This is a genomic window from Paenibacillus sp. BGI2013, from assembly GCF_002843485.1.
In the GTDB taxonomy this organism is placed as follows: Bacteria; Bacillota; Bacilli; order Paenibacillales; family Paenibacillaceae; genus Paenibacillus; species Paenibacillus amylolyticus.
Genome location: NZ_PJFA01000001.1, coordinates 322,680 through 344,803, shown reverse-complemented (window position 1 = coordinate 344,803; position 22,124 = coordinate 322,680). Strand labels below are relative to the sequence as shown.

Sequence of the window (22,124 nt, the reverse complement as noted above, 5' to 3'; positions counted from 1 at the left end):
TAAAATTCATCTAACAGGTTAAGTTACAGCTATAATATCTGCTCTCCATGTTGATATCCGTTCCTGGTTTTGGCATCTATACTAACATAAAAATCAAAAAAACACGCCATAAAAGGCGCGTTTTTAGAACTGAACTTCCGATTGTTAGACCCATCTAACATTGGCAGTAAGCCCAGAAAAGATATGCATTGCAATTTTTATTGGCCCGAATCACTTTTCCATTCGCCTCCACCATCTCCAGCTCAAGCAAATGATCACTGCTGAGGCCAATGGTACCTTCAAGCCTATGTGAAGCAACATCTGGAGTCTCTGGCTCTTCATCCGAAACCAGGACCGCTGTGTTCAGGGCCTTCTGATGGACTGCAAGCATGCGTGGTATTGCTATCAACACTCTCGTATGCTGTTGGTCAAGGGAAGTATAATTAATATTACCACTGTTCTCTTTGTGATATAACCTATTGTTCAAAGCCTACTGCCTGATTAAGTTGGTCAAGCAACTTGGGTAACCTATCCTCGGTCATCCCCCTCCGACAAGGGACAGGAACGTACGCAACGGCAGATCCCGGATCATGGCAGCCATCATCTCGGAGGAAACAGCATCGGACGGTGCAAGTTCAGGCCGTTTGTCTCTCAGTTGTTGCAGAATCAGGGCGGTCTTCGGATTGGCCATCAGATCGCCAATCGTCGTGTTCCGGTGGATCGCCGTGACAATCTCTTGCGTCGACCGAACCGTTACCGAAGCCCGGAGTGTTATATCCCGAGAGGAACTGCCGATCAGCAGCTCGAACTCGCCCGATTCTACGTGCCAATCGCTCAGGTCAACGTTGTAATATGCAAAGCTGCGTTTGTCCAGCGTGAATGTTACCGTTATCGTCTCACCCGGCGCCAGTTCAACCTTCTCGAAGCCCTTCAGCTCTTTCTCCGGACGAATAACGCTGGACGCCACATCGCGCACATACAGCTGAACAGTCTCCTTGCCAAGCCGGATGCCCGTATTCTTCACGTCCAGGCTGACTTGCAGCGTATCCCGGTCCGTGATCTCTGGTGAGTCCAGCTTCAGATTGCTGTATTCAAACGTTGTATAGCTCAAGCCGTAACCGAACGGGAAGAGTGGCTCGATCTCCTTCGCTTCATAATACCGATATCCGACGAACAGTCCTTCCCGATACTCCACGTGATCTCTCTCCCCAGGAAAGAATGGATGGGACGGGTTATGCTTCACATGCTGCGGGAACGTCTCCGCCAGCTTTCCGCTAGGATTCGTATCTCCGAACGACAGGTCGGCGATTGCGCCGCCCAGTGCTTGTCCGCCCAAGTATGCTTCCAGCACCGCTTTTACACGCCCTAGCCAAGGCATGACCACCGGGGCTCCATTACTCAGAACCATCACGATGTTTGGCTGAACAGAAGCGACTTGTTCAATCAGGTGGCATTGATTCGCCGGCAAATCCAGGTACGTCCGGTCGTAACCCTCCGATTCATATCGATCGGGCAATCCTACGAACAAAACAACGGTATGCGCTTCGCTTGCGATCCGCTTTGCATCGTTTAGCAAAGCCATGTCGTTCTCGTCGCTATCCAGATCGTAGCCTTGTGCGTAAATGATTTCGGCTTCCTCGCTCGCTGCCTTCCGAATCTCCTCCTGAATAGAATCAAGCTTGGTCGGATTCACATGTGAGCTTCCGCCGCCCTGATAACGCACTCGCTCCGACAAAGCGCCAATCAGTGCAATCTTGCCCGTCTTCGCCAGAGGCAGCAACTGTTCCTCATTCTTCAGCAGCACCATCGTCTCACGCGCGACTTCACGCGCGAGCTGGTGGTGAGCCTCTTGATCGTATGGGCTCCTGCGGAAGAAAAGCCAGCTTTCAAGACAGCGTATCTTTCAGTGGGCTGAGAATCTAATCGGAACCTTGCGTGTAAAGACCTCCTGTCAAGTGGAAGATTCACACCAGCGGATCGCCTCTAAGGTTCGAACGTTCATTCAAGAACATCTTGCCGAGGGGATTTCCCTTCAGACGATCGCGGACCACGTGAAACTGCATCCTGTATATTTATCTAAAGTGTATAAGACCGTATCTGGCGAAACAATCGGTGATTATTTGTACCGTACCCGGATGGAACGGGCCATTCATCTGTTGCGGAGCACCGATCTCAAGATCGCGGAAGTCAGCGGGTTGCTCGGTTTTTTGGCTCCCCCCCATTTCATCAAAATCTTCAAAAAACATTATGGCTGCACGCCGCAGGAATATCGTAACAAGTGAAAAAGAAAGCTAACAAATCCTGTAATCGGATAGAAGAAAGGTTGTGTCCGAATCCAGACGCGTTCTCGAAGAGTTTAGTAATTAGTGTGACAAATATGGAACCTATACAAGCCTGATTACATGTCTCCACCGATCGATTAAAGACCGCACATTCATTCTCTCGATAATTAGCCCAGATAAACAAAAAATATACATTCCCTCTCCCATCATATAAAAAAGGAATTTTCCTTCAGGCCATTGGATAGCCTTAGGGAAATTCCTTTTGGTGTGGGAAGACTCATTCAACTTTCACAGATGGCGGCAGAAAAAAATTACTTAACCTTTACACTACGAGCAGGAGTAATGCTTTGCGGATTGTTAAACACATTTTTCGGGTCATACTTGGCTTTGACTCTCCGCAGTCTGGCATAGTTGGCTCCATAGTACACTGGACCGGAATTCTTGATCCCTTGGTCTGGAACGTTGATATAGGAACCCACAATGTATGGTTGCAATTTCTTGCGAGTATTACGAGCGAGTGCGATATTTTTGGCGGCATGGGATGGTTTGAGCCACGTACTGGTCCATTCCACATAGAACTTCTCTTTACGCCAGAAGAAGGCGGTTGATCTAGGTGATTTGCGACTTACTGCTCCGCCCCAGTTGAGGAAATAGAATCCGCCTGGCCCCTCTTCAAGGTTCTCCAAGAATGTTCGCATCGATTTAATGGCTTTGTCGGGGAATGGTTTTCGTCCAAAACCGGACGAGAACTGGTTGCTATACCGTTGAGTCTCGGTCGGATCAGGTTGTAATAAGAACTTCACAGCTTCCGTGTAAGGTAACAAACGAACAATGGAACTTGTCGGTGTGCCAACACTCGTAATCGGCTGCAATAGACGGAGTGCCTCTGTTTTTGACCCTAGGAACAGCCCCTCCATGACAACATTGCCACCCTTTTTCGGTCCGATGGACAACTCGCTGCCCAGTCTTGTATCCACAGAGGGAGCCCACCTCTGCCATACTTTGAGCACCTTCTCGAATTGAGCCCATGGCCAGGTGATTTTAAATACAGTCGCCTTCGCTGGAGCCCGGCGCACTTTGAATTTGTAACGGGTGTACACTCCGAAGTTACCGCCGCCGCCTCCCCGCGAGGCCCAAAAGAGATCCGAATTACGATTTTTATTAGCCCGAATCACTTTTCCTTTGGCGTCCACCATCTCTACCTCAAGCAGGTTATCACTGATGAGACCGATGGTACGCTGGAGAGGCCCAATTCCCCCACCTAACGTAATTCCACCGATCCCTACAGTAGGGCTGTCACCAAAAGGAGCTATGAAACCTTGCTTGGCAAGGGTATTCGCAATTCTCCCTACTCGGTTACCCGTACCCACGACAACCGTTCCATTTTTTTTATCAAGTTTGATGGAATTCAGATCACTCACATCAATCACGATACCGCCATTCACTTGGGAAAGATTCACTTCCAGCGCGTGTCTGCCGCTCCGCGGCCTGATCGGTACATTGTTTTCACGAGCCCATCGGATAGCATTGGATACATCCTTCGTCCGTTGGGCAAATACAAACACTTTGGGAAATTTGTCCGTATGCGGGTCCCAGTTCTTGCGCGCCGCTTCATATCCTGGATCACCTTTGTAAATAACCCGTCCGGTAAGCTTGGTTGATGATTTCACACATCCCACTCCCTGCTGAATAATTGTCCTACAGCCTCTGCTGCATCAAGCACTTTATACTGTATGACGGACATTCGCGGAGGGAATGGGCTGGTGCCTTAATTTAAAGGTTCATGTTTCAGAGGAATCAATTCTGATTAACTTGCGCGCTTCCTGTTCTTTTTCACCATACCAGACGAGCACATCGGCAAACAGATCCATGATGCGAACAAAGTTCTGCTTATCCGCTTCTGAAATCTGATCTGCATACTTGAAAATCTCATCAAAGCAAAGCTCCCTTACAAATTCGGTATACTTCGCATATACCTCGCGACCTTTCTCCGAAGGTTTGACATAAATGTCTTTGCGGTTGCCGTTTAAATGAAATTTTTCGAGTAGACCTTTTTCCGTCAGATTCTTCACGTTCTTGGAAAATGTACTGCGGCTTACGCCCAGGCGTGCTGCCATTTCCGACATCTTTTCTTCCTTGTCCTCGGCTTCCAGAATGTATTCCAGCGTCTGAATCTGTGAAGCCGAGAACATCATGTCTGTACCATAACTTCGCTGCAGCTTATACGTGTTCGAGTACGCATTACCGTATTTGATAATTTTCTCAATCAGTTCCCGATGGTCGCCCATCCAATCTAATTTCATGAGTAATCCCTTTCATATTTCAGATTCTCTCTCTTACTCTACTGAAATCAGATCCGTTTTTCAATCCATGTAATCGCTTCTTCAATAACGTCATCACGAGTCGGTTCATTAAATATCTCATGCATCAGATGAGCATAAATTTTGAGTGTTTTATCCGTTGAAGCGATATCGCCGTAAAACTCACGGGAATCCTTTTCGCTGACCAGTCCATCATTGGCCCCATGCAGTACAAGCACGGGATCTGTAAACTGCTTGGCGTTCTCCTTGAGCCATGTTATTCCATTTCCCAGACTGTTAAATAAATCTACAGAAATCTGTTTTTCAACCAGTGGGTCATTCGCGTAAGCGGATACAACTGCGGGATCACTACATACGCCACTGCCCAGCTCATTAGGGAAATACGTGCCTGTAGGAAGATCCATCGGCAGTTCTCCGGCAACTTTTGTATTGTAACGAGTGAGCGCTCCGGATAGTACGATGCCTTTGACCTTGCCTGGATATTTCGTTCCAAAGGACGAGGTTGCAAAACCGCCCATACTATGTCCGATGACAAACAGCGGAAGATCGCCGCTCTCTTGCATTGCCGCCTCGACAATGACATGAACATCTTCAATAAGATGATCAAACTCTTTATAGAACGTACGCTGTCCCTCGGATCTGGCATGACCCCGATGGTCGAAGCGATACACGCTAAACCCGCGCTGATTCAGCTTCTCTGTCAAATAATCGTAGCGCCCTGCATGCTCAGCTAGTCCGTGTACAATAACGACAGCGGCTTTTGCATCACTAACTAAATTTTTACTAGAATATAGCCGAGTACCGTCAAAAGATTCGATTGTTGTTTCAATTATACTCATAATATTTCCCATCCCTCTCGTTACGCTCAAGCACCAAACAATTAAAATTCTTTAGCACAGGGCGTTATTCGTATACTTAAGAATGAAGTCCTTATAATTATATTCGATAAGAACAATATAGTTTCTTATAGAAACAATATTATCACCGTCGACATCCTTTGTCTATATTAAATTAAAGCGCTTACATAAAAACTGTGTCATACCTTTGGCATCATTCCTGATCTGCTGTATCGAGTCGATTTACAGCTTCATGCACGCACGCGGACTAAGCTACGCATTCGCTATCTGAACAATCCATAACGAAAAAAACGCCATAATATATTTCGTAATGACGTCTTTTTCGTTATGGTACCTAGGGGATCGAACCCCTGACCTTATCGCTGTCAGCGGATCGATACTCTTCTGATCGTTAACAGAAATGCGGAGAAAAGCCATCTGTGTCATCAGGCAATAATTTTATGCTCTACCACCCTGTAAACAACGGCTTCGGACTCACATGCGTAGGAAAGAGCGGCAATACTTCCTCTGCCAACTCCTGAATCACCTCAGCAGGAGGCCGACTGGAAAAATGAATGCCTAGTGCAGCATGATTAACTCCCACCGCTCGCCATTCCTCCAAAAGCTGAATCAAACCTGCCCGACCTGTACGTAATATGTATCCGCCACGAAGCGGTGTTCGCGGATAATTGACATCTTCCACAAGATCAATCCATTCGTTGGTCATATGCGGTTTGAACATGCCATTAGGTATTTTTTCACGCCAGGCACTAATCTTATGGCCAAGCATCTGAGGACCGGATTCGTTTGCCGTTGCTTCGGGATATGTGAGCCAGCCGTCACTGTTCTCCGCAATCCAATCTAAAGACTGCCTGCTTGAACCCGTCACAACGAGCGGAATGCCACCGGCTGCGGGCTTCGGGAGCAATTCAAGCTCTTTCAATTGACCAAGAGAAGATTGAATTGCGCCAGTTCTATCCTGTATAAGCTCACGAAAAAACTCCACCGTCTCCCGGAATCGCACATCACGATGCTCCCCATCTATCCCATATGCCGGAAACTCAGCAGGTCGGTCGCCAGAAGCAATCCCTAACACAAGTCGTCCGCCCGAGAGTACATCAATGGATGCAGCTGCCTTGGCTAAATCAATCGGATGGCGAAGCGTGAAGATCGCGCTTCCTGTTACTAGGGAGACGTTTTTGGTTCTTGCAGCAAGATAGGCTAGATAGACAAATGGGTCAAATACTTGTCCAGCATCTCCAAAGCCGGGATCAAATAAAGGGACATCTCGCACCCATACGGCTGCAAAATTGCGTTGATCAATGCTTTCCACGAGGTCAGCTTGACCTTTTAGAACATCCATGTGTCCTTTATAGAATTTAAATGGTAAAAACAGCCCTATTGTTAATTGGTCTGGGGCAAACATACGGCGGAAACCAGGGTGTTGATTGAAGTTTTCCACCGCTTTTGTTGACGGATTTTCTATTCGTTCCATAACATCTATAGGTTTGTTCATTCCTTCTCCTCCTACAACAATAGTAATCCAGTGCACTGATATCTTTTCAATTCGACCGGAACTGATATAATTGTAACCATCGATTGACCCCATAAGTAGTGACAACTCTCAACAAAATCATAGGGTCAGTTCTGGCAACGAGGAGGATTAGCATGATTGATTTGACATTATTGTTGAACAGAGAGTCTGGAGATCCGTTATACGCTCAGCTTTATCACTATATTAAGAAAGATATTTTGAACGGAAAGTTACCAGCCGATAGTCGTCTTCCCTCTATTCGTTCACTATCCAGCCACCTCCACATTAGCCGTAATACAGTCGATATGGCCTATCAACAGTTATTAGCCGAAGGTTATGTCCAGAGCAGGCCAAGGAGTGGCTTATACATAATGGATTTGAAGCTGGAAGCATTGCCCCTGTCCCATGTAGTGAGTAAAAATTGGTTGGAAAACAGTATTCAGGATAGCCCTGAGATTCGATACAATTTTCGTTATGGTGACGTAGATGCCGAGCATTTTCCATTTGCCACTTGGCGCAAGTTATCCAATCAGAGCTTGCTCCAGAACCAAATGAAGTTGTTCTCTTATGGCGATCCTCTTGGAGAACCGGGACTTCGATCTGAAATTGCAAATTACCTGCACAGCTCTAGAGGAGTAAATTGTTCACCTGATCAAATTATAATTGGAGCTGGTGTTCAATACCTGCTCGGTGTGTTATCTGGATTAATAGATAACGTTAGTCATGGTATCGCGATGGAAGACCCGGGATATGACGGTGTTCGGACGGTTTTTCAACATAAAGGTCTAAACATTCACCCGATTCCGCTGGAAGCAGATGGTCTTCATATCCATAAGTTATACAAAAGCAATTCCCGCATCGTCTACATTACACCGTCACATCAGTTCCCCTATGGAATGGTCATGCCGCTCGCCAAGAGAATGCAATTACTGAAATGGGCAACAGACCAGAATGGGATCATTATTGAGGACGATTATGATAGTGAGTTCAGATATGTCGGCAAACCGATACCTTCCCTGCAAAGCCTGGATACTCAACAGCGAACCGTTTACCTGGGGACATTTTCAAAGTGCCTTCTTCCTTCATTACGAATTGCATATATGGTTCTACCACAGACAATGGTAGAGCTACACCGTAAACAAGACTACCGATTATATGATCAAACGGTCTCTCATTTTCAGCAGAACACCTTAGAACTGTTTATGAGTAATGGACATTGGGAAGCCCACATTCGCAAGATGAGGAAGGTATATCGACAGAAGCAATTCACACTTATTTCAATGATTCAGAAGATGATGGGTGCTCAAGTTACCATCATTGGTGAGGATGCAGGACTTCATATTTTGTTGCGTGTACATAACGGAATGGATGAACACAAGCTGATTGCTACTGCTGAGAAGGAAGGTGTCAAGGTCTACCCGGTATCCCCCTTTTGGGCGCAACCAGCTCAAGCGGAGCAATCCATGGTTCAGATTGGTTTTGGTGGATTGAGTATTGAGGATATTACAGAAGGCGTATATGCCCTTCACCGGGCTTGGTTTGGGGTCTGAGAACATTCGTATTACCACGACCACAAAACCAAACCATTTCCACATCGAAAAAACCCGCAAAACACTCGAAAATCCTTGTGTTAAGCGGGTTCTTTACATATGGAACCTGGAGTGATATATATTTCTTAGGTTACATTCTAATCATTCATCTCATCAACAGCAGTCTTACCAGCGATTCGTCCGAAAGTAAAGATATCCGTCAAGGCATTACCGCCTAAACGGTTGCCTGCATGTATACCTCCTGCAACTTCCCCAGCGGCATACAGATGTGCAATCGGCTGACCGTTTTCATCCAATACGCGAGTTTGGGTATCGATCTTGATACCACCCATTGTATGGTGAACCGCCGGCTTTCTAGGCGTAGCATAGAATGGAGACTTCTCGACTTTTAAGCTAAACGTATCCTTATGGAACTCCGGATCAAAGCCCGCATCCACATATGAGTTATACTTATGAATTGTATTTCTAAGAACTTCAGGTTCCATATTGATTTTCACGGCCAGTTCTTCTATCGTATCGGCTCTAAACAGAGTACCCGCTTCTACTTGCTGATCTATCTTTTCCTGGCTTGTGTTCGCTGCCGTTTTCTTGATCTCGTCATCCGCAATCAGGTAAAATAAACTTCCCTGCTCGATAGCAGCTTTGGTTAAGACATCTCTTCCAGAGAATTCATTAACAAATCGTTCTCCCTTTTTATTAACAATGACAAAGTTTTCAGGAGGTACTTGCAGTCCACTGAAGAGTTCGCCCGTATCCGGATCGGCTACCGGCATCATTTGAGTGAAGCCCATGCCTGTCAGTGCTGCTCCTGCACTCTTACCAAGCGATATTCCATCACCAGTCATCGCATAGGAATTTGTTGTTTTGATATCATCGTCAATATGGCTCCAGTATGTGTTATATTCCTTGAGCATCTGAGTATTTGCACCAAAACCGCCACTAGCAAGAACAACGGCTTTGGCATGAATGGTTATTTTCTGACCATTGACACCTGTTGCGATAACACCTGTTATTTTTCCATCTTCGATGATCAATTGTTTGACCGGGCTATCTGTAATAATTTTTCCTGAATGCTCTTCTACATATTTGCTAAGTGCAATGATAAAGGCAGAGCCATAACTTTTGACAGGTTTATGGCCGCGGCGCCAAAGGGCACCCACTGGAGCAAATACGATACTCTTATCATACTCAACCCCGATATCCTCAAGCCACCTTACACTTTCCAAGGCACGGTCTGTAAGTACTTTGACCAGACCGTATTGTCCATAGATCATGCTCCCATTCAGGTCTGTACGTTTGCCCCCAAAATACGTTTGCATTCTGTGAAGAAGTGGGGAGTCGAATAAATAAGCCTTTTCTGTGCCGAACTTATCCTGATACGCAGTAAACTCTTCTTTGAGTGCATGGAAATCATCTACATATTCTGGATGGATCAAGCTCTCATCGGTACTTAACAAATTCTCAATCGTCTGTCTTTCCCCTGGATTCTCAGTGAACTGTTGTTGCCATACAGGATCTGCAGCATTGACAGGACCACCTGAGCGGATCGTATTTCCCCCAACAGCAGGATATTTCTCAAGTACAATCACACTTGCTCCTTGTTGTAAAGCTGTAGCAGCAGCACTGAGTCCTGCGCCACCTCCACCTACAACGACCACATCGCAAGTGTATTCTTCGTCATCTTTCATCTGGCTGCTAGCAGGTTTTGGACGTCTTTTCAGGATGTCAGGATTCACTCCGGCAAGTTTAACCGCTTTGGCTACACCATTGATGACAGCATTACTGGTTTCAGAAGCACCTGAGAGAGCATCTACATTCAGCGTCTGTCCCTCAATGATTTTATTCGGAATTCTTACAAAAACAACATCGGCGATCCCTTCCGTTTCACCCTTCGAATCGATATCGATGCTTTCAATTCTATTTTCACTAAAGGATACCTTCATCGGCAGATTGCCACTGTGACCTATGGCATTGATCTCATACACACCGGGATTATAAGTGAATTCTTCTTCTTCGTTCAGCTGATTTGAAATTTTGGCAAACCGAAGGAACCGCAGGAAACATGTTTCCAGGAAATCGATCGTTCCTTCATTGTTCAGGTTGCCTGATTCGTCAAATGCTTTATGTGCGCTGCCAAGCAAAAATTCATACCCTGGCATCACGTTAGCTTCGACACCTGGTGCATCCAGGATTTGACGAAGATGCAGTTGTGCACGCGAGGAACCTTGTGTTCCCTGTGACGCACCAATGATCATCACGGGCTTGCCAGCAAGCGGATGGATTTCAAAGCTCAACCATTCCAGCAGGCTTTTAAGGGATGAAGGGATGGAATGGTTATATTCTGGAGTCGCAATAATGACACCATCACTTGCGATAATTTTTTCATTAAACGATTGTATAATTACACTGTTTGTTTGGTTATCGGACTGATTAAACATCGGAACATCTGTAATATCGAGGATTTCAATGGCTGCTCTGGACTCAAAATGCTTTTGTATGAATTGAAGCAACTTGCGATTATACGATTTCTTTGCATTTGTGCCAACGATCGCTATGATTTTCATTGTGATTAGCCCCCTACTCTTGCCAGGAAAATTTTTTCGTTTTTTTCTTCAACGTCCTTTTGGATAACAGTTCCGTAGTGAGCTCCGTAAACAAAACAAACTCATTGAAGATTTCGTCAAGCTCGGCCACTTTTTGAGCGTCAATGAGATTACCACTGCTATCAAATGCACTCTGGGATTTTCCCAAAAGAAACTCGCTACTAGGCATCATTCTCGCACCAAGCTCAGGTGAATCCAGGATTTGTCTAAGATGCGCTTGTGCCCTGGAAGAACCGAGTGCACCATGTGAAGCACCTACAATCAGAACAGGCTTGTCTTTCAAGGTTTGAGTCGTGTAGCTGATCCATTCCAGAGCACTTTTCAACACGGCAGGGATCGCATGGTCATACTCGGGAGTAGCGATAATGACACCTTTCGCTTTAGAGATTTGATCTAATAAGTCTTGTACTTTCACAGGAATATCAACTTCAGCATCCTCTAATTCATCTTTTTCAATAAAGGCAGGCATATCCTTAATTTCAAACAAGTCAATCTGGGCTTCACTAGCAAAATGCTTTTGCATAAATTGAAGTAGCGTCCGGTTCGTTGACACATCCGAATTTGTGCCCACGATAGCTAAATAGTTCATCGTAATCCCCTCTCTGTCATTCGAGATGATGTTCGTTACTGTCAGGCTCAATCTTTCGGCCTAACTCTAACATATCAAAGCTCAAATGATCTAATAGTTATTCATTGCAGTTTGATAACTAATTTGTTATAATCACCTCAAATTCAAAGTTTGTTACTTTTTTCACAAGGGGTGAGGAACATGTCTAAGTTAGAATCTCAAGATATCTTGTGTTACATTGACAGCCTATTAAAATACAGCAACTATAGCAGGGCCGCACAATCCCTTTACATATCTCAGCCCTACCTCACAAAGGTTATCAAAAAAATCGAAATTGAGTTGGGCTGTGAGCTAATCACTCGCAACAAACTTCCGTACCGATTAACCGAGCAGGGGAAAATATATTATCAATACTTAACGTCACTCGAAAACAGCTACGCCAAGCTTATTAGGGAAATCTCATATGTATCGGATATTGGCAATAAGGTGATACGGATCGGCATTCTTCCGAGCCTCGGTGTGTACTTAACGCCCCTTTTTTTACCGGATTTTCTCGAGCTTCATCCTGCTTATAAAATTAATCTTGTCGAGGATTTACCTGAAAAAAATGAGAAACGTCTCCAAAATAATGAGCTGGACTTCTGGATCGGGCAAAATTCAAGCAGTATCTCCCCTAACTTGAACTCGTTTAACTGGGGCAGGCATAGTTACCAGGCCATCATTCCGCGTTGCTGCGAATTATATCAAGAGAATGTTGCAGTCATCCCGGAGGGCACAATTGAGATCAGCACCATTTTGAATCAAAAGCTTATTCTAACGTCCAAGGGTTCGGCAATCCGAAAACAGATTGATCAATTGCTCAGTGTCTACAAGGTACAGCCTAATATCGTTATGGAAAGCAATGAAATCTACACTGTACTCAAGCTTGCAAAGCATAATTTAGGTCTAACTTTTGTGCCTGAAAGCATCCATATCAAGGAGTGCCCTTCGGAATACAACATCTATCCAATCCCTCTAGAGAAGATGAGTCTGGATTATTTTATAGCCCATCATGGAGCAAAAAAGCTGAATAGCGTGGATCATGACCTCATCCATACTTTTCTCAATCACGGACAACAATGTGCAATATAGGAGGCTATCATGAAAGCTTTTACGAGAACGATACCACTCATGGGAACGAACATATCCCTCTATATCGAGGGGACAGATGCTGAAGAGCTTGCCGAGGAAGCCGTGAATATGCTCATCCGTTATGAACAAGTATTTAGTGCCAACAGTGAGCAATCGCAGCTTGCCCTGCTAAAAAAAGAAGCCGCATCACATCCACTTAGAGTAGACAAGGAACTGTATGATCTTATTAAGATAGGCAAAGAACACAGCCTGAATAAAGATTCATTTTTAAATATTGCGATAGGGCCTTTGATCAAATTGTGGAGAATTGGTTTTCGCGAGGCACATGTGCCGGAAGATACCGAGATTAAAGCAGTGCTGGAGCTCTTGAATCCGGAGCATATACAGCTTGACGATGAGCTGCAAACGGTCCATTTATTCAAAAAAGGCATGGAAATCGACCTTGGAGCGATCGCTAAAGGTTATTTTGCTGATCAAGTTATGTCATTCTTCAAGAAAAACGGAGCTGCATCAGCTATGGTCGATATGGGCGGCAATGTTCTGGTTCATGGCGATTCTCCCACCGGGTCCAGTCACTGGAAGGTTGGAATTCAAAATCCCTTTTTACCTAGAGGAAATGCAGCAACACTCGTTAGTATACGCGAGCAATCCGTTGTTACATCAGGAATATACGAGAGAGTTTTAGAAAAGGAAGGGAGTCAGTACCATCATATATTTAACAGCAGAACAGGTTATCCCATCGAAAGTAATATCGCTTCTTTAACGATTATTGCGGATCGATCGCTCGACTGTGATATATATACTACAGAATTATTTGGGTTAGATGCGGTCTCCATTATTCATAAAGTTAATAATATGAAGGATATCGAAGCTGCCGTAATCACGACGGATGGAAATCTGGCCTATACAGATAATCTTAGAGGAAGAATTGAGCCCGTATTAAGGTAAAGTTAACAGCTACTTCTTTAAGCCAGGATCTAACGGCTTTTCCTGCTCGCTGATTAAACAGACAATAAAGTGGACGGAACAAGTTCTTCCGCCCAACTTTATGATCTGAGTGAATCAATAGCAACTGCCTTATAATTAACGTGTCTACATCAAACCCAACACATTATAGATCATCACTGCTGCTTCTGCACGGCTGGCATTCTTCTTCGGTGCAAACTCATCGTTACCTACACCGTTTATTATGCCTGCTCCCTGTATTGCCTCTACCGCTTGCTTCGCATAACTTGCGATGTTTGCTTCATCCTTGAAGGCTGTAGCTTCACCACTTGCTAACGCTAGTTGCTTAATTTGGACAGCCTTGTATACCATAACCGCCATATCTTCTCGCGTAATGTTCTCATGAACTCCGAATCGTCCATCTGGTTTCCCGTTCACAATCCCCAGCTTCTGCGCGGTTGCGATATTTCCATGGTACCATTCTCCTTGCTTCACATCACTAAAACTTGTCGTTGCGCTCTCATCCGATAGCTCAAACATATTCATCAGCATGGTGATGAACTCTGCTCTTGTCACTTGACCATTCGGATTAAACTCGCCGTTGCCTACACCCTTCACAATGCCTCTTGCTCCCAATGCTGAGATCGCATCCTTCGCCCAATCTTGGGTCACATCCTTAAAGCTCGTTGCAACATACGCTACCGTATACTTGCTCAGATACGTTGGCTTGAACTCTACTTTTCCTGTCGCTGCATTGTATTTACCATTCGTCACCACTCTTAGCTCTCCGTTGTCCTTCACATCGTATACAACGACGTTGTTTGGATTTTCGTTAGCCTTTAGTGTGTATGGCAATTCAATCACGAGATCATCTCTGCCATCAAACTCTATAAGTTTCTTACCATCAATCGTTAGCTCGATATCGTATACGACCTCACCGTTCAGCTGAGCTTGTGCGCCAGCTGGCAGTTGATTAGCTGCAATTTTCTTAATCGACAATCCTAACGTTTTTCCCGCACTTGTTCCTGTTCCAAGCAGTTCGGTTGCCACTGTTACGACTGCAGAGCCTGTGTTGATCTCGATGCGATCTATCGTAGAAGATCCACTTGTTAAGCGCGCATCTACTGCGAGCTCAATCGTTAGCCCGTTCAAGCTTGCATCAGCTTCAACTTGCATGTGTAACTTACCGCCTGTCGTTTGATCAAGCGCACGCTTCAGCGTATCCGCACTTAACTTCACTTTAGAAGTACCGCTCTCATTTACAACTGGTTTAATGTTTATTTGGCCGTTGTCCATGACCACTGGCTCATTTCCACCTGGAGCTGTTGGTACTGTAGGTGCAGGAATGTTACCGTCACCGCCACCATTTCCATCACCACTGCTTGGTGCTTGTGGTGTTCCATCAACCAATGGTGTTACCGTTACCGTAGCGCTTGATGATAAACCACCATCCACTGTAGTTACTGTAATCCTTGCTGTTCCTGGTGCCACCGCTGTTACTTGACCTGTCGCACTTACAGTCGCTACAGCTGTATCGCTAGAGCTCCATATTACTGCTTTTTTCGTTGCATTAGCTGGTGCTACCGTAGCTGTCAATTGCCCTGATTGACCTTCTAAGATGGACAACGTCGTTTTGTCCAAGCTAATTTCGCTAACGGGTACGTTCTTCCCATTGAGTGCATCATACTCACTTTGTGTAATTGGAATTACCGTTCCGTGACGCGGACTAGCTGGTAAGTTGTAGTTAGAAGATAATGTCCAGACACCTGATGCAAGATTTGTTGTCTCGAATGGAACATAACCTCTTCCACCAAACTCATCTACGAATAAATACCATTTTTCATCGGTATTCGATTTGAAGATCGTTGGACCCTCGACCCATTTGATGTTACCAACGCCTTGATTAATCATCTTGAAGGTTGGATCTAAGATCGAGTCACCCACCTCTTGGAAGATCATCTTGCCAAATGGAGCAGAAGCTCCGTTGTTTTGCTCATCCTTCGTAAAACGATACACTTTTCCTTCATGCTCAATCATCGTTGTGTCAATAATGGAATATCCATAATCCAAATATACTTGCGGTTCAGTAAACGTATAGAAATCTCTTGTCTTGCTATACATCATTTTTTGGTAAGCATCGCCTGTATGGGATGCATCATCAAACATTCTTGATGCCCAAAATACGATATATTCACCTGTTGTGTTGTCGTACATAATTTCTGGTGCCCATGTATTACCCGCTTCTTCCGGTGCAACCTCTACCATGCGTTGATCTGTCCAGTTGACTAGATCATTCGATTCCCAAACCATAATGGAACGACTGCCCCATGTGTGTGCTCTGCCCCAGTTACCATTGCCGTTAATTTTCAGATCGGTAGCGATCATGTAGAACTTATCACCTTCAGGCGAACGAATAATGAACGGATCACGTACACCCTTCTCCCCTAAGGTAGAGGTTAATACAGGTTTACCATTATTCAATTCTCGCCAGTTCAACGGATCATTACCGTTACTTAGTGCAAAGTAAACTTGCTCCCCTGTTGCAGTACCTTCTCCAGTGAAATATGTGAAAAAGTATCCCGCATATTTTTCATCAGCAGGCAGTTCCTTCACCTTCGCAATGAATTCCTTCGTAGTGGATGCTGAATTCAACTTAATCGTAGCTGTAAGCTTCAGATCTACATTTCCACTACCGTGTGCCGGACGTTTTACTTCTCCAGTAACTGAAACGACGTTTGGTTGTGCAGAAGCCCAAGTAATCGTTGTTCCATATAGACCAGATGTTGGTAATGATATATGACCTCTTACATCATTAATGTTATGAACGACTAGTGCTGCTTTTGCTTCATCTACAGAAGTGACATCGTTTGGCAATGCCTTAACCGTCAACTGAAAAGTTTTGTTAACTGTCTCTGTACCATCTGTAAATACTGCTGTTAACGTTACAACTTGATCACCTGTTGCGTTAGCTGGTCTAGTTACGGCACCTGTAGTTGAGATGACATTCCCCTTATCTGAAGTCCAGCTTATTCTCGTGCCATAAGCACCTGATGTTGGCAATGTTACATTGCTTATAATCGTATCTTTTGATGCATTAGCAGCAAGAAGATCATGAATCGTTAATTTCTCCGTCGCAGCCGATACAAGCATGCCCTCCATTTTAGCAATCTTCTGATCTGCATGAGCCTTAAGTGATGTAATATCTGCCGCAGTCATTGCACCATCATAGATTTGGAAGTCTGCAATCATACCGCCGAAGTATGGATCAGCTGTATAAAATGACTTACCGATGGTTCCACTACTGCCTGAAGTATTTTTTATTTGTTCTAGTGTCATTCCATTCGTTGAGCCTGATGCAACAGCAACACCATCAATATAAAGCGTTAGTGTACCATCCGTGCCTGAAACAACAGTCGTAACTACTTTCCATTCATTATTCTTTAAGCCCGTGGTAGAAGTTGAAGACTCATTATTCCAAGCATTCGTCGCGATACCTAGGCGAGCTAGACCGTTAGCGTTATAACGTGGTGTGAAGTACGTATAGTGTGTATTATTGTTTGGTCTTCCTAATGCATATAACCACTCCGCAGCGTTTTTACCGCTCCAGTTCACAATGGATGAAACAGTCATATCCGTTAAACCATCGAGAACTCCTTGTGGTAGTTCTACATAAGAGTTAGTTGTGCCACCAGTAAAGCTTAGTACACCAGCATCTTGTGTACGAATCCATTCTGCTTTAGACGGATTCATCCATTTTCCGTTGAAGTTTCCTGTTTGGTCAATAACCGTTGCACCATCAATATCATCCATATTGTAGTGAAGAATGAGCTCTGCCCCAGATGGCTGCTCTACTGGAGGAGTAACGTCTTCATCAGCTAATGTTGCAATCTCTTCAACGGATAATGCACGATTATAAATACGGAAATCATCCAATTTACCATCAAATAAACTATGAGAGCTGTTTCTCGATTTACCAATATAATTCATCGTTGTTTCCAGTAACATTCTCGGCTCAACGTTAAATGTCGAGCTACGTTTAACCTCTTGACCATTCACATACAATACTGCATCAAATTCATCCATTGTAATTGCAACATGCTGCCAAGTCTTCGTTGGTAATAACCCGGAATTTCTCACCGCATATTTATATTCTGATCCTAGTCGCGTGCTGTCATTGCTAAATTTCTCTGTAAAAGGTGTTACGACAGCAAACTCTAGACTACCTGTATCACCTTGTGTGCTCAAGTACATGGTGTTGCGGTTAACCTGTCTGCCTGTGTCGGAAGCAAAATCAAATATTCTTTGATTTGCTTGATTTCTGTCCATTTGAACCCATGTAGAGAACGTAGCCTTCTCAAGATTCAAGGATTGAATCAAGTTATCTGGCAGCTTCACATATCCTGTTGATCCATTAAGCTCTAGTGCACCACCCGTTTTACCAATACGATCCTCTTCATTAATCGTTGCTCCACCTACTAGTGTTGCGTGATGACCATTGCCAGAAATGTCATTCACCGTTGTACCATTCACTGTATTTGCATCAAATGAGTAATGTACAACCGGGTCTGTTGATGGTGCTGGACCTTTCCAGGCATACTTCTCTTGCAAAGCATCATACTCTGCACGTGAGATTGGAATTACGGTTCCGTGTCGTGGTCCTGGCGGAAGTGCATATTGATCACTACTTAATACATTGTTCATATATTGTGTGCTACTATCCAGATCTGTTGTATATCGAACATGATATGGCCATGAATCAAGGAACAGATACCATTGGTCTTTATTATTATCCTTAAAAATCGTTTGCCCTTCGTTGTTTCCATTATTTCCGATCAAGCCAAGTTTATTATCACGTGTACCCGGAACAGCGTCGTATTGAAGGCCGTTTGCTGCAATACCGTCCTTGTCATAATAAAAAGTTGGTGCTTTCTCCACATACACTTTAGTATTCACTTCTGATTTGGTGAATCGGTACAACATATCATTATGCTCAATAAACGTCGTATCAATGGTCGGAAGTGACTCATCAATCATGACCTTTGGCTCAGAGAAGTTGTAGAAGTCTCTTGTTGTTGCGTAGTACATCACATTGTACTGGCCTGCAGGTCTTCCGTTATAATCACCATATGTCTCTGTGTTTTTCATCGATGATGCCCAAAATACAATATACTCTCCAGTTAGCGGATCATAGATAGCTTCGGGTGCCCACGTATTTCCTCCATTCTTAGGAGCAACCTCGATCATACGCTGCTCGCTCCAATGAACGAGATCCTCCGACTCCCAGATCATCATGTAATGACTACCCGTAATTTGAGCTTGGTCGAAATTTGTACTTTCGCCCATTTTCAAATCGGTTGCCAGCATATAGAATTTATCACCTTCTGGAGACCGTATAACGAATGGATCCCGAAGTCCTTTTTCACCCATATCAGATTGAAGGATCGACTTACCATTATTCAACCCTTTCCAGAACAATGGATCTTCAGCTGTAGCGAAGGATATCTCTTCACCACCCTCATATTCACCTGTAAAGTACGCAAAGAAGTAAGCATCATGCTGTACTGGCGCAATTGCTTGTTTAATCGTAACGTTAAAAATTAGCTCTTTAGAAGCTGCACCATTTGTAATTGTAGCTATTAGCGTAACGGGCGTATCCGTAGCTTGACGACTTACCCAGCCTAGCTGTTTAGCATTACCAGCCGCTTCAGACGTTCCTTTCACAACAGCCGGTTTGCTAGATAACCATGTAATTGTGGAGCCTTGTTCACCTGTAGCAGCAAGACGTATGTTACCTTTAACGTTCTCAGCATTGTAGATCTCTATTTGTTCAGCGTCCAGATCAACCTTCTGCTGATCATCGAATTGCTTCAAGATCGTAACAGGGAATACAGCTGTAGTTGATACGCCTTGATACGTTAAAGTAGCCGTAAGCTCTGCCTGAACATTATCTGCTTGAACAGCTGGACGTTGTACAGTGCCATGGTTAGAAATGACAGTAGGATGACTGGAACTCCAAGTAATGCTCACGCCGTTTTTACCGCTTGTCGGTAATGTAACGTTTCTTGTTATCTTATCGGTGCTTTTATCGCCTTCACCTAAGTAACGACTGATGTTGAGTTGATTCGCTGCATCATCAACAGTCAGCTGACGTATTTTTGAGATGTGAGTTGCTCCTTCTTGTTGATATAACTCGCCTACTTCTTGGTCTGTCAACGCGCGATCATATACTCGAAAATCAGCTACGCTACCTTGAAGGTATGGATCGTTTGAGAAGATTGATTTACCGATAAAGCCAGAGAAAGTAGCATCCGGATTAATAATTTCTGACAGCTTTAGTCCCTTTGCATTACCCGAAGCAACCTTAGCTCCATCCACGAATAACGTTATCCTATTGCTAGCTTCGGACAAGGACACCGTTACATGCTTCCACTGCCCACCGATAAGGTTTGAGTTTGCGCTACCTGTAACTAATGCTTCGTTCGGCCAGCCATTTTTAGAGATACCTGTGGCAATCATATTACCTGATCCACTACCGTGACGTGGTGTTACGAAGAAATATTTGTTCGTTTCTGGTGTTAATACAGTACCCAAACCGAAGATCCAGCGATTCGTCCCATCATTCGTCCAGTTCACGATTGAAGATACTGTAATCTCATTCAGACCGTGTAGTAGATCTAATCCATTTGAGCCCTTAGGAATCTCAACATGCCCACTATTAGATGTAGAGCTTCCACCATTGAAGGAGACAAAGCCAACCTCACTGTTTGAAATGAATTGTCCATTGTTTGGATTTCTAAATATTCCGTCAAATGTAACTGCCTTATTGGCAACATCCTTCAGTACGAGTTGACCGTCTACTTCTTCAGTCGTCTTCATGTTGTAATGAAGAATAAGATCATCTTTTAGCGATTTTCCCTTAACGGTAACGGCTGATGTAGCTGTAAACTCTCCATCTTCAGTCTGTACCGTAATTGTGGCTGTACCTTCACTAACAGCTGTAACTTTACCCGTTGAATTGACAATCGCTACACTGGAGTCACTAGATGCCCAGATAACTCTTTTATTTGTTGCATTTGAAGGTGAAATAGTAGCTACTAATATCTCGCTGTCCCCCGCTGATAAAATAAATGTAGGTTCATTAAGCAAGACATTCTTAACGGCAATCTGCTCAATAGAGTCATCCTTAGGTAGTAAGGTAACAATAAACTCCTTCGTTGCCTGGCTTCCACCTAAAGAAATGGTTGCAGTTAACGTCACTTGTTGCTCCATTTCTCGTAAGAACACTTCCCCGGTTGCACTAATCGCACTCTCATCACTAGAAGTCCATGAGATCATTGCGCCATTCTTATCTTGAGTAGGCAGTTCAAGAGATTCTGTAACTGCCGATATATCACCTAACGTTAGCTCTATTTTGCCTTGTTGTATTTGCTTTTCATTAAACGATTGTTCATATACTACAGCGATATCTTCATTATCTAGTGCCTCTCCGTAAATTCTTAAATCTTGAAAGCTGCCTGCAAAAGTAGCATCCCCTAAATAATTGGAGCGACCGATGTAAGCATGCAAATCAGTACCAAAACTTGCTGTTGTTTTCTCTTTGGCGGTCGTGCCTATACTTACACCGTTAATGTAACCTGTAATAGAGCGTTCTGTAATGACCGTCGTATAGTGAACCCATTGACCTTCGTACTGTGACGTAGAAGTGCCTGATACCCCTACCTCAGTCGTCCAAGGCTGGTCAACATTATTGTTATTCGTAAATACTGACTTAAAATCACCACTTGGATTCGATGGATTAAACATCCAGTAATTCGTTGGCAAGTTATTGCCAGCTGCTGGAGTACCGTAGAATAATGCTGAGTAGTTCCCACTTCCAGTGTTGCTCTTGATCCATACAGATATCGTTGTATTTTCTTGATTATCAAACAAACCAGTAGGAAGCTGAACGTAGTTTGTATTACTATCTGTTCCCCCAGGTAAAGTGAGACCATCGGTGTAAGTAATGTCTCCTACGGCCGTTCCATGCTTTTCATTACCTGATATATCCTGTACATCCTCAAGCAATGGATAATGCGCCAACATCGTTGGTGTTATTGTGTCCGCTGAAGCTTGATTGCTAAATGGCAGAACAAGATTAAACCAGCTACTGAAGGTCATAAGTAAAACTAACATTAGGATTGTAATTTGCTTCCGCATAGCATTCTTCCCTTCGATTAATTTTCAGAAGCATACAACCCATATCTCTCACCTATAAAACCAGACCACCTCGCTCAAGGAAATAGAGATACGTTTTAAAAAAAAGAATGCGCTTACATTTCTTCTCATATTACGTCTTCAACACTTCCAATTCAATGTAGTATCTTGTTAATAAGGTG

At 44.1% G+C, this 22,124-nt stretch carries 13 protein-coding genes; 4 read left to right on the top strand and 9 right to left on the bottom strand.

What is annotated here, in order from left to right; all coding sequences use genetic code 11:
* Positions 1–154 precede the first annotated feature (154 nt).
* Entirely contained in the window at positions 155–391 is a 237-nt protein-coding gene (locus CXK86_RS32865) for a hypothetical protein (protein WP_180361709.1), read from the bottom strand.
* 126 nt (positions 392–517) lie between these two features.
* The gene (locus CXK86_RS01505; RefSeq protein ID WP_101313366.1) at positions 518–1,786 is read right to left on the bottom strand and encodes a glycoside hydrolase family 3 C-terminal domain-containing protein; all 1,269 of its coding nucleotides are present in this window, start codon (positions 1,784–1,786) and stop codon (positions 518–520) included.
* A gap of 148 nt (positions 1,787–1,934) precedes the next feature.
* Here CXK86_RS01505 and CXK86_RS01500 point away from each other — a divergent pair, with 148 nt between their 5' ends.
* On the top strand, positions 1,935–2,261 hold the full coding sequence (locus CXK86_RS01500) for a helix-turn-helix transcriptional regulator (protein WP_180361708.1): 327 nt from the start codon (positions 1,935–1,937) through the stop codon (positions 2,259–2,261).
* A gap of 311 nt (positions 2,262–2,572) precedes the next feature.
* Here CXK86_RS01500 and CXK86_RS01495 read toward each other — a convergent pair whose 3' ends face one another.
* From CXK86_RS01495 to CXK86_RS01480, 4 genes are all read right to left on the bottom strand, one after another.
* Positions 2,573–3,931, bottom strand: coding sequence for an FAD-binding oxidoreductase (locus CXK86_RS01495; RefSeq protein WP_101313364.1), 1,359 nt, complete (start codon positions 3,929–3,931; stop codon positions 2,573–2,575).
* A gap of 111 nt (positions 3,932–4,042) precedes the next feature.
* Entirely contained in the window at positions 4,043–4,564 is a 522-nt protein-coding gene (locus CXK86_RS01490) for a MarR family winged helix-turn-helix transcriptional regulator (RefSeq protein WP_101313363.1), read from the bottom strand.
* Between the two features lie 47 nt (positions 4,565–4,611).
* Positions 4,612–5,421: an alpha/beta hydrolase gene (locus CXK86_RS01485; protein ID WP_101313362.1), complete on the bottom strand. Its 810-nt coding sequence runs from the start codon at positions 5,419–5,421 to the stop codon at positions 4,612–4,614.
* Positions 5,422–5,884: 463 nt separating this feature from the next.
* On the bottom strand, positions 5,885–6,934 hold the full coding sequence (locus tag CXK86_RS01480) for an LLM class oxidoreductase (RefSeq protein WP_101313361.1): 1,050 nt from the start codon (positions 6,932–6,934) through the stop codon (positions 5,885–5,887).
* A 152-nt stretch (positions 6,935–7,086) separates the two neighbouring features.
* On the opposite strand from CXK86_RS01480, the gene pdxR reads away from it, so the two are divergent.
* Positions 7,087–8,502, top strand: coding sequence for a MocR-like pyridoxine biosynthesis transcription factor PdxR (gene pdxR, locus CXK86_RS01475; RefSeq protein WP_101313360.1), 1,416 nt, complete (start codon positions 7,087–7,089; stop codon positions 8,500–8,502).
* 137 nt (positions 8,503–8,639) lie between these two features.
* Here pdxR and CXK86_RS01470 read toward each other — a convergent pair whose 3' ends face one another.
* Entirely contained in the window at positions 8,640–11,066 is a 2,427-nt protein-coding gene (locus tag CXK86_RS01470) for a flavocytochrome c (protein ID WP_101313359.1), read from the bottom strand.
* Between the two features lie 13 nt (positions 11,067–11,079).
* Positions 11,080–11,694, bottom strand: a complete 615-nt coding sequence (locus CXK86_RS01465) for an NADPH-dependent FMN reductase (protein WP_101313358.1) — start codon at positions 11,692–11,694, stop codon at positions 11,080–11,082.
* Positions 11,695–11,874: 180 nt separating this feature from the next.
* Here CXK86_RS01465 and CXK86_RS01460 point away from each other — a divergent pair, with 180 nt between their 5' ends.
* Positions 11,875–12,804: a LysR family transcriptional regulator gene (locus tag CXK86_RS01460; RefSeq protein ID WP_101313357.1), complete on the top strand. Its 930-nt coding sequence runs from the start codon at positions 11,875–11,877 to the stop codon at positions 12,802–12,804.
* A gap of 9 nt (positions 12,805–12,813) precedes the next feature.
* Positions 12,814–13,752, top strand: coding sequence for an FAD:protein FMN transferase (locus CXK86_RS01455; protein WP_101313356.1), 939 nt, complete (start codon positions 12,814–12,816; stop codon positions 13,750–13,752).
* A 144-nt stretch (positions 13,753–13,896) separates the two neighbouring features.
* On the opposite strand, the gene CXK86_RS01450 is transcribed toward CXK86_RS01455, so the two are convergent.
* The gene (locus tag CXK86_RS01450) at positions 13,897–21,921 is read right to left on the bottom strand and encodes an immunoglobulin-like domain-containing protein (RefSeq protein WP_180361707.1); all 8,025 of its coding nucleotides are present in this window, start codon (positions 21,919–21,921) and stop codon (positions 13,897–13,899) included.
* Positions 21,922–22,124: the final 203 nt, after the last annotated feature.

Excerpts from the sequence above, each read along its gene's own strand:
- CXK86_RS01505 (WP_101313366.1), bottom strand. The coding sequence starts at position 1,786 with ATGGTGCTGCTGAAGAATGAGGAACAGTTGCTGCCTCTGGCGAAGACG.
- CXK86_RS01490 (WP_101313363.1), bottom strand. The coding sequence starts at position 4,564 with ATGAAATTAGATTGGATGGGCGACCATCGGGAACTGATTGAGAAAATT.
- CXK86_RS01485 (WP_101313362.1), bottom strand. The coding sequence starts at position 5,421 with ATGAGTATAATTGAAACAACAATCGAATCTTTTGACGGTACTCGGCTA.
- CXK86_RS01480 (WP_101313361.1), bottom strand. The coding sequence starts at position 6,934 with ATGAACAAACCTATAGATGTTATGGAACGAATAGAAAATCCGTCAACA.
- pdxR (WP_101313360.1), top strand. The coding sequence starts at position 7,087 with ATGATTGATTTGACATTATTGTTGAACAGAGAGTCTGGAGATCCGTTA.
- CXK86_RS01470 (WP_101313359.1), bottom strand. The coding sequence starts at position 11,066 with ATGAAAATCATAGCGATCGTTGGCACAAATGCAAAGAAATCGTATAAT.
- CXK86_RS01465 (WP_101313358.1), bottom strand. The coding sequence starts at position 11,694 with ATGAACTATTTAGCTATCGTGGGCACAAATTCGGATGTGTCAACGAAC.
- CXK86_RS01460 (WP_101313357.1), top strand. The coding sequence starts at position 11,875 with ATGTCTAAGTTAGAATCTCAAGATATCTTGTGTTACATTGACAGCCTA.
- CXK86_RS01455 (WP_101313356.1), top strand. The coding sequence starts at position 12,814 with ATGAAAGCTTTTACGAGAACGATACCACTCATGGGAACGAACATATCC.
- CXK86_RS01450 (WP_180361707.1), bottom strand. The coding sequence starts at position 21,921 with ATGTTAGTTTTACTTATGACCTTCAGTAGCTGGTTTAATCTTGTTCTG.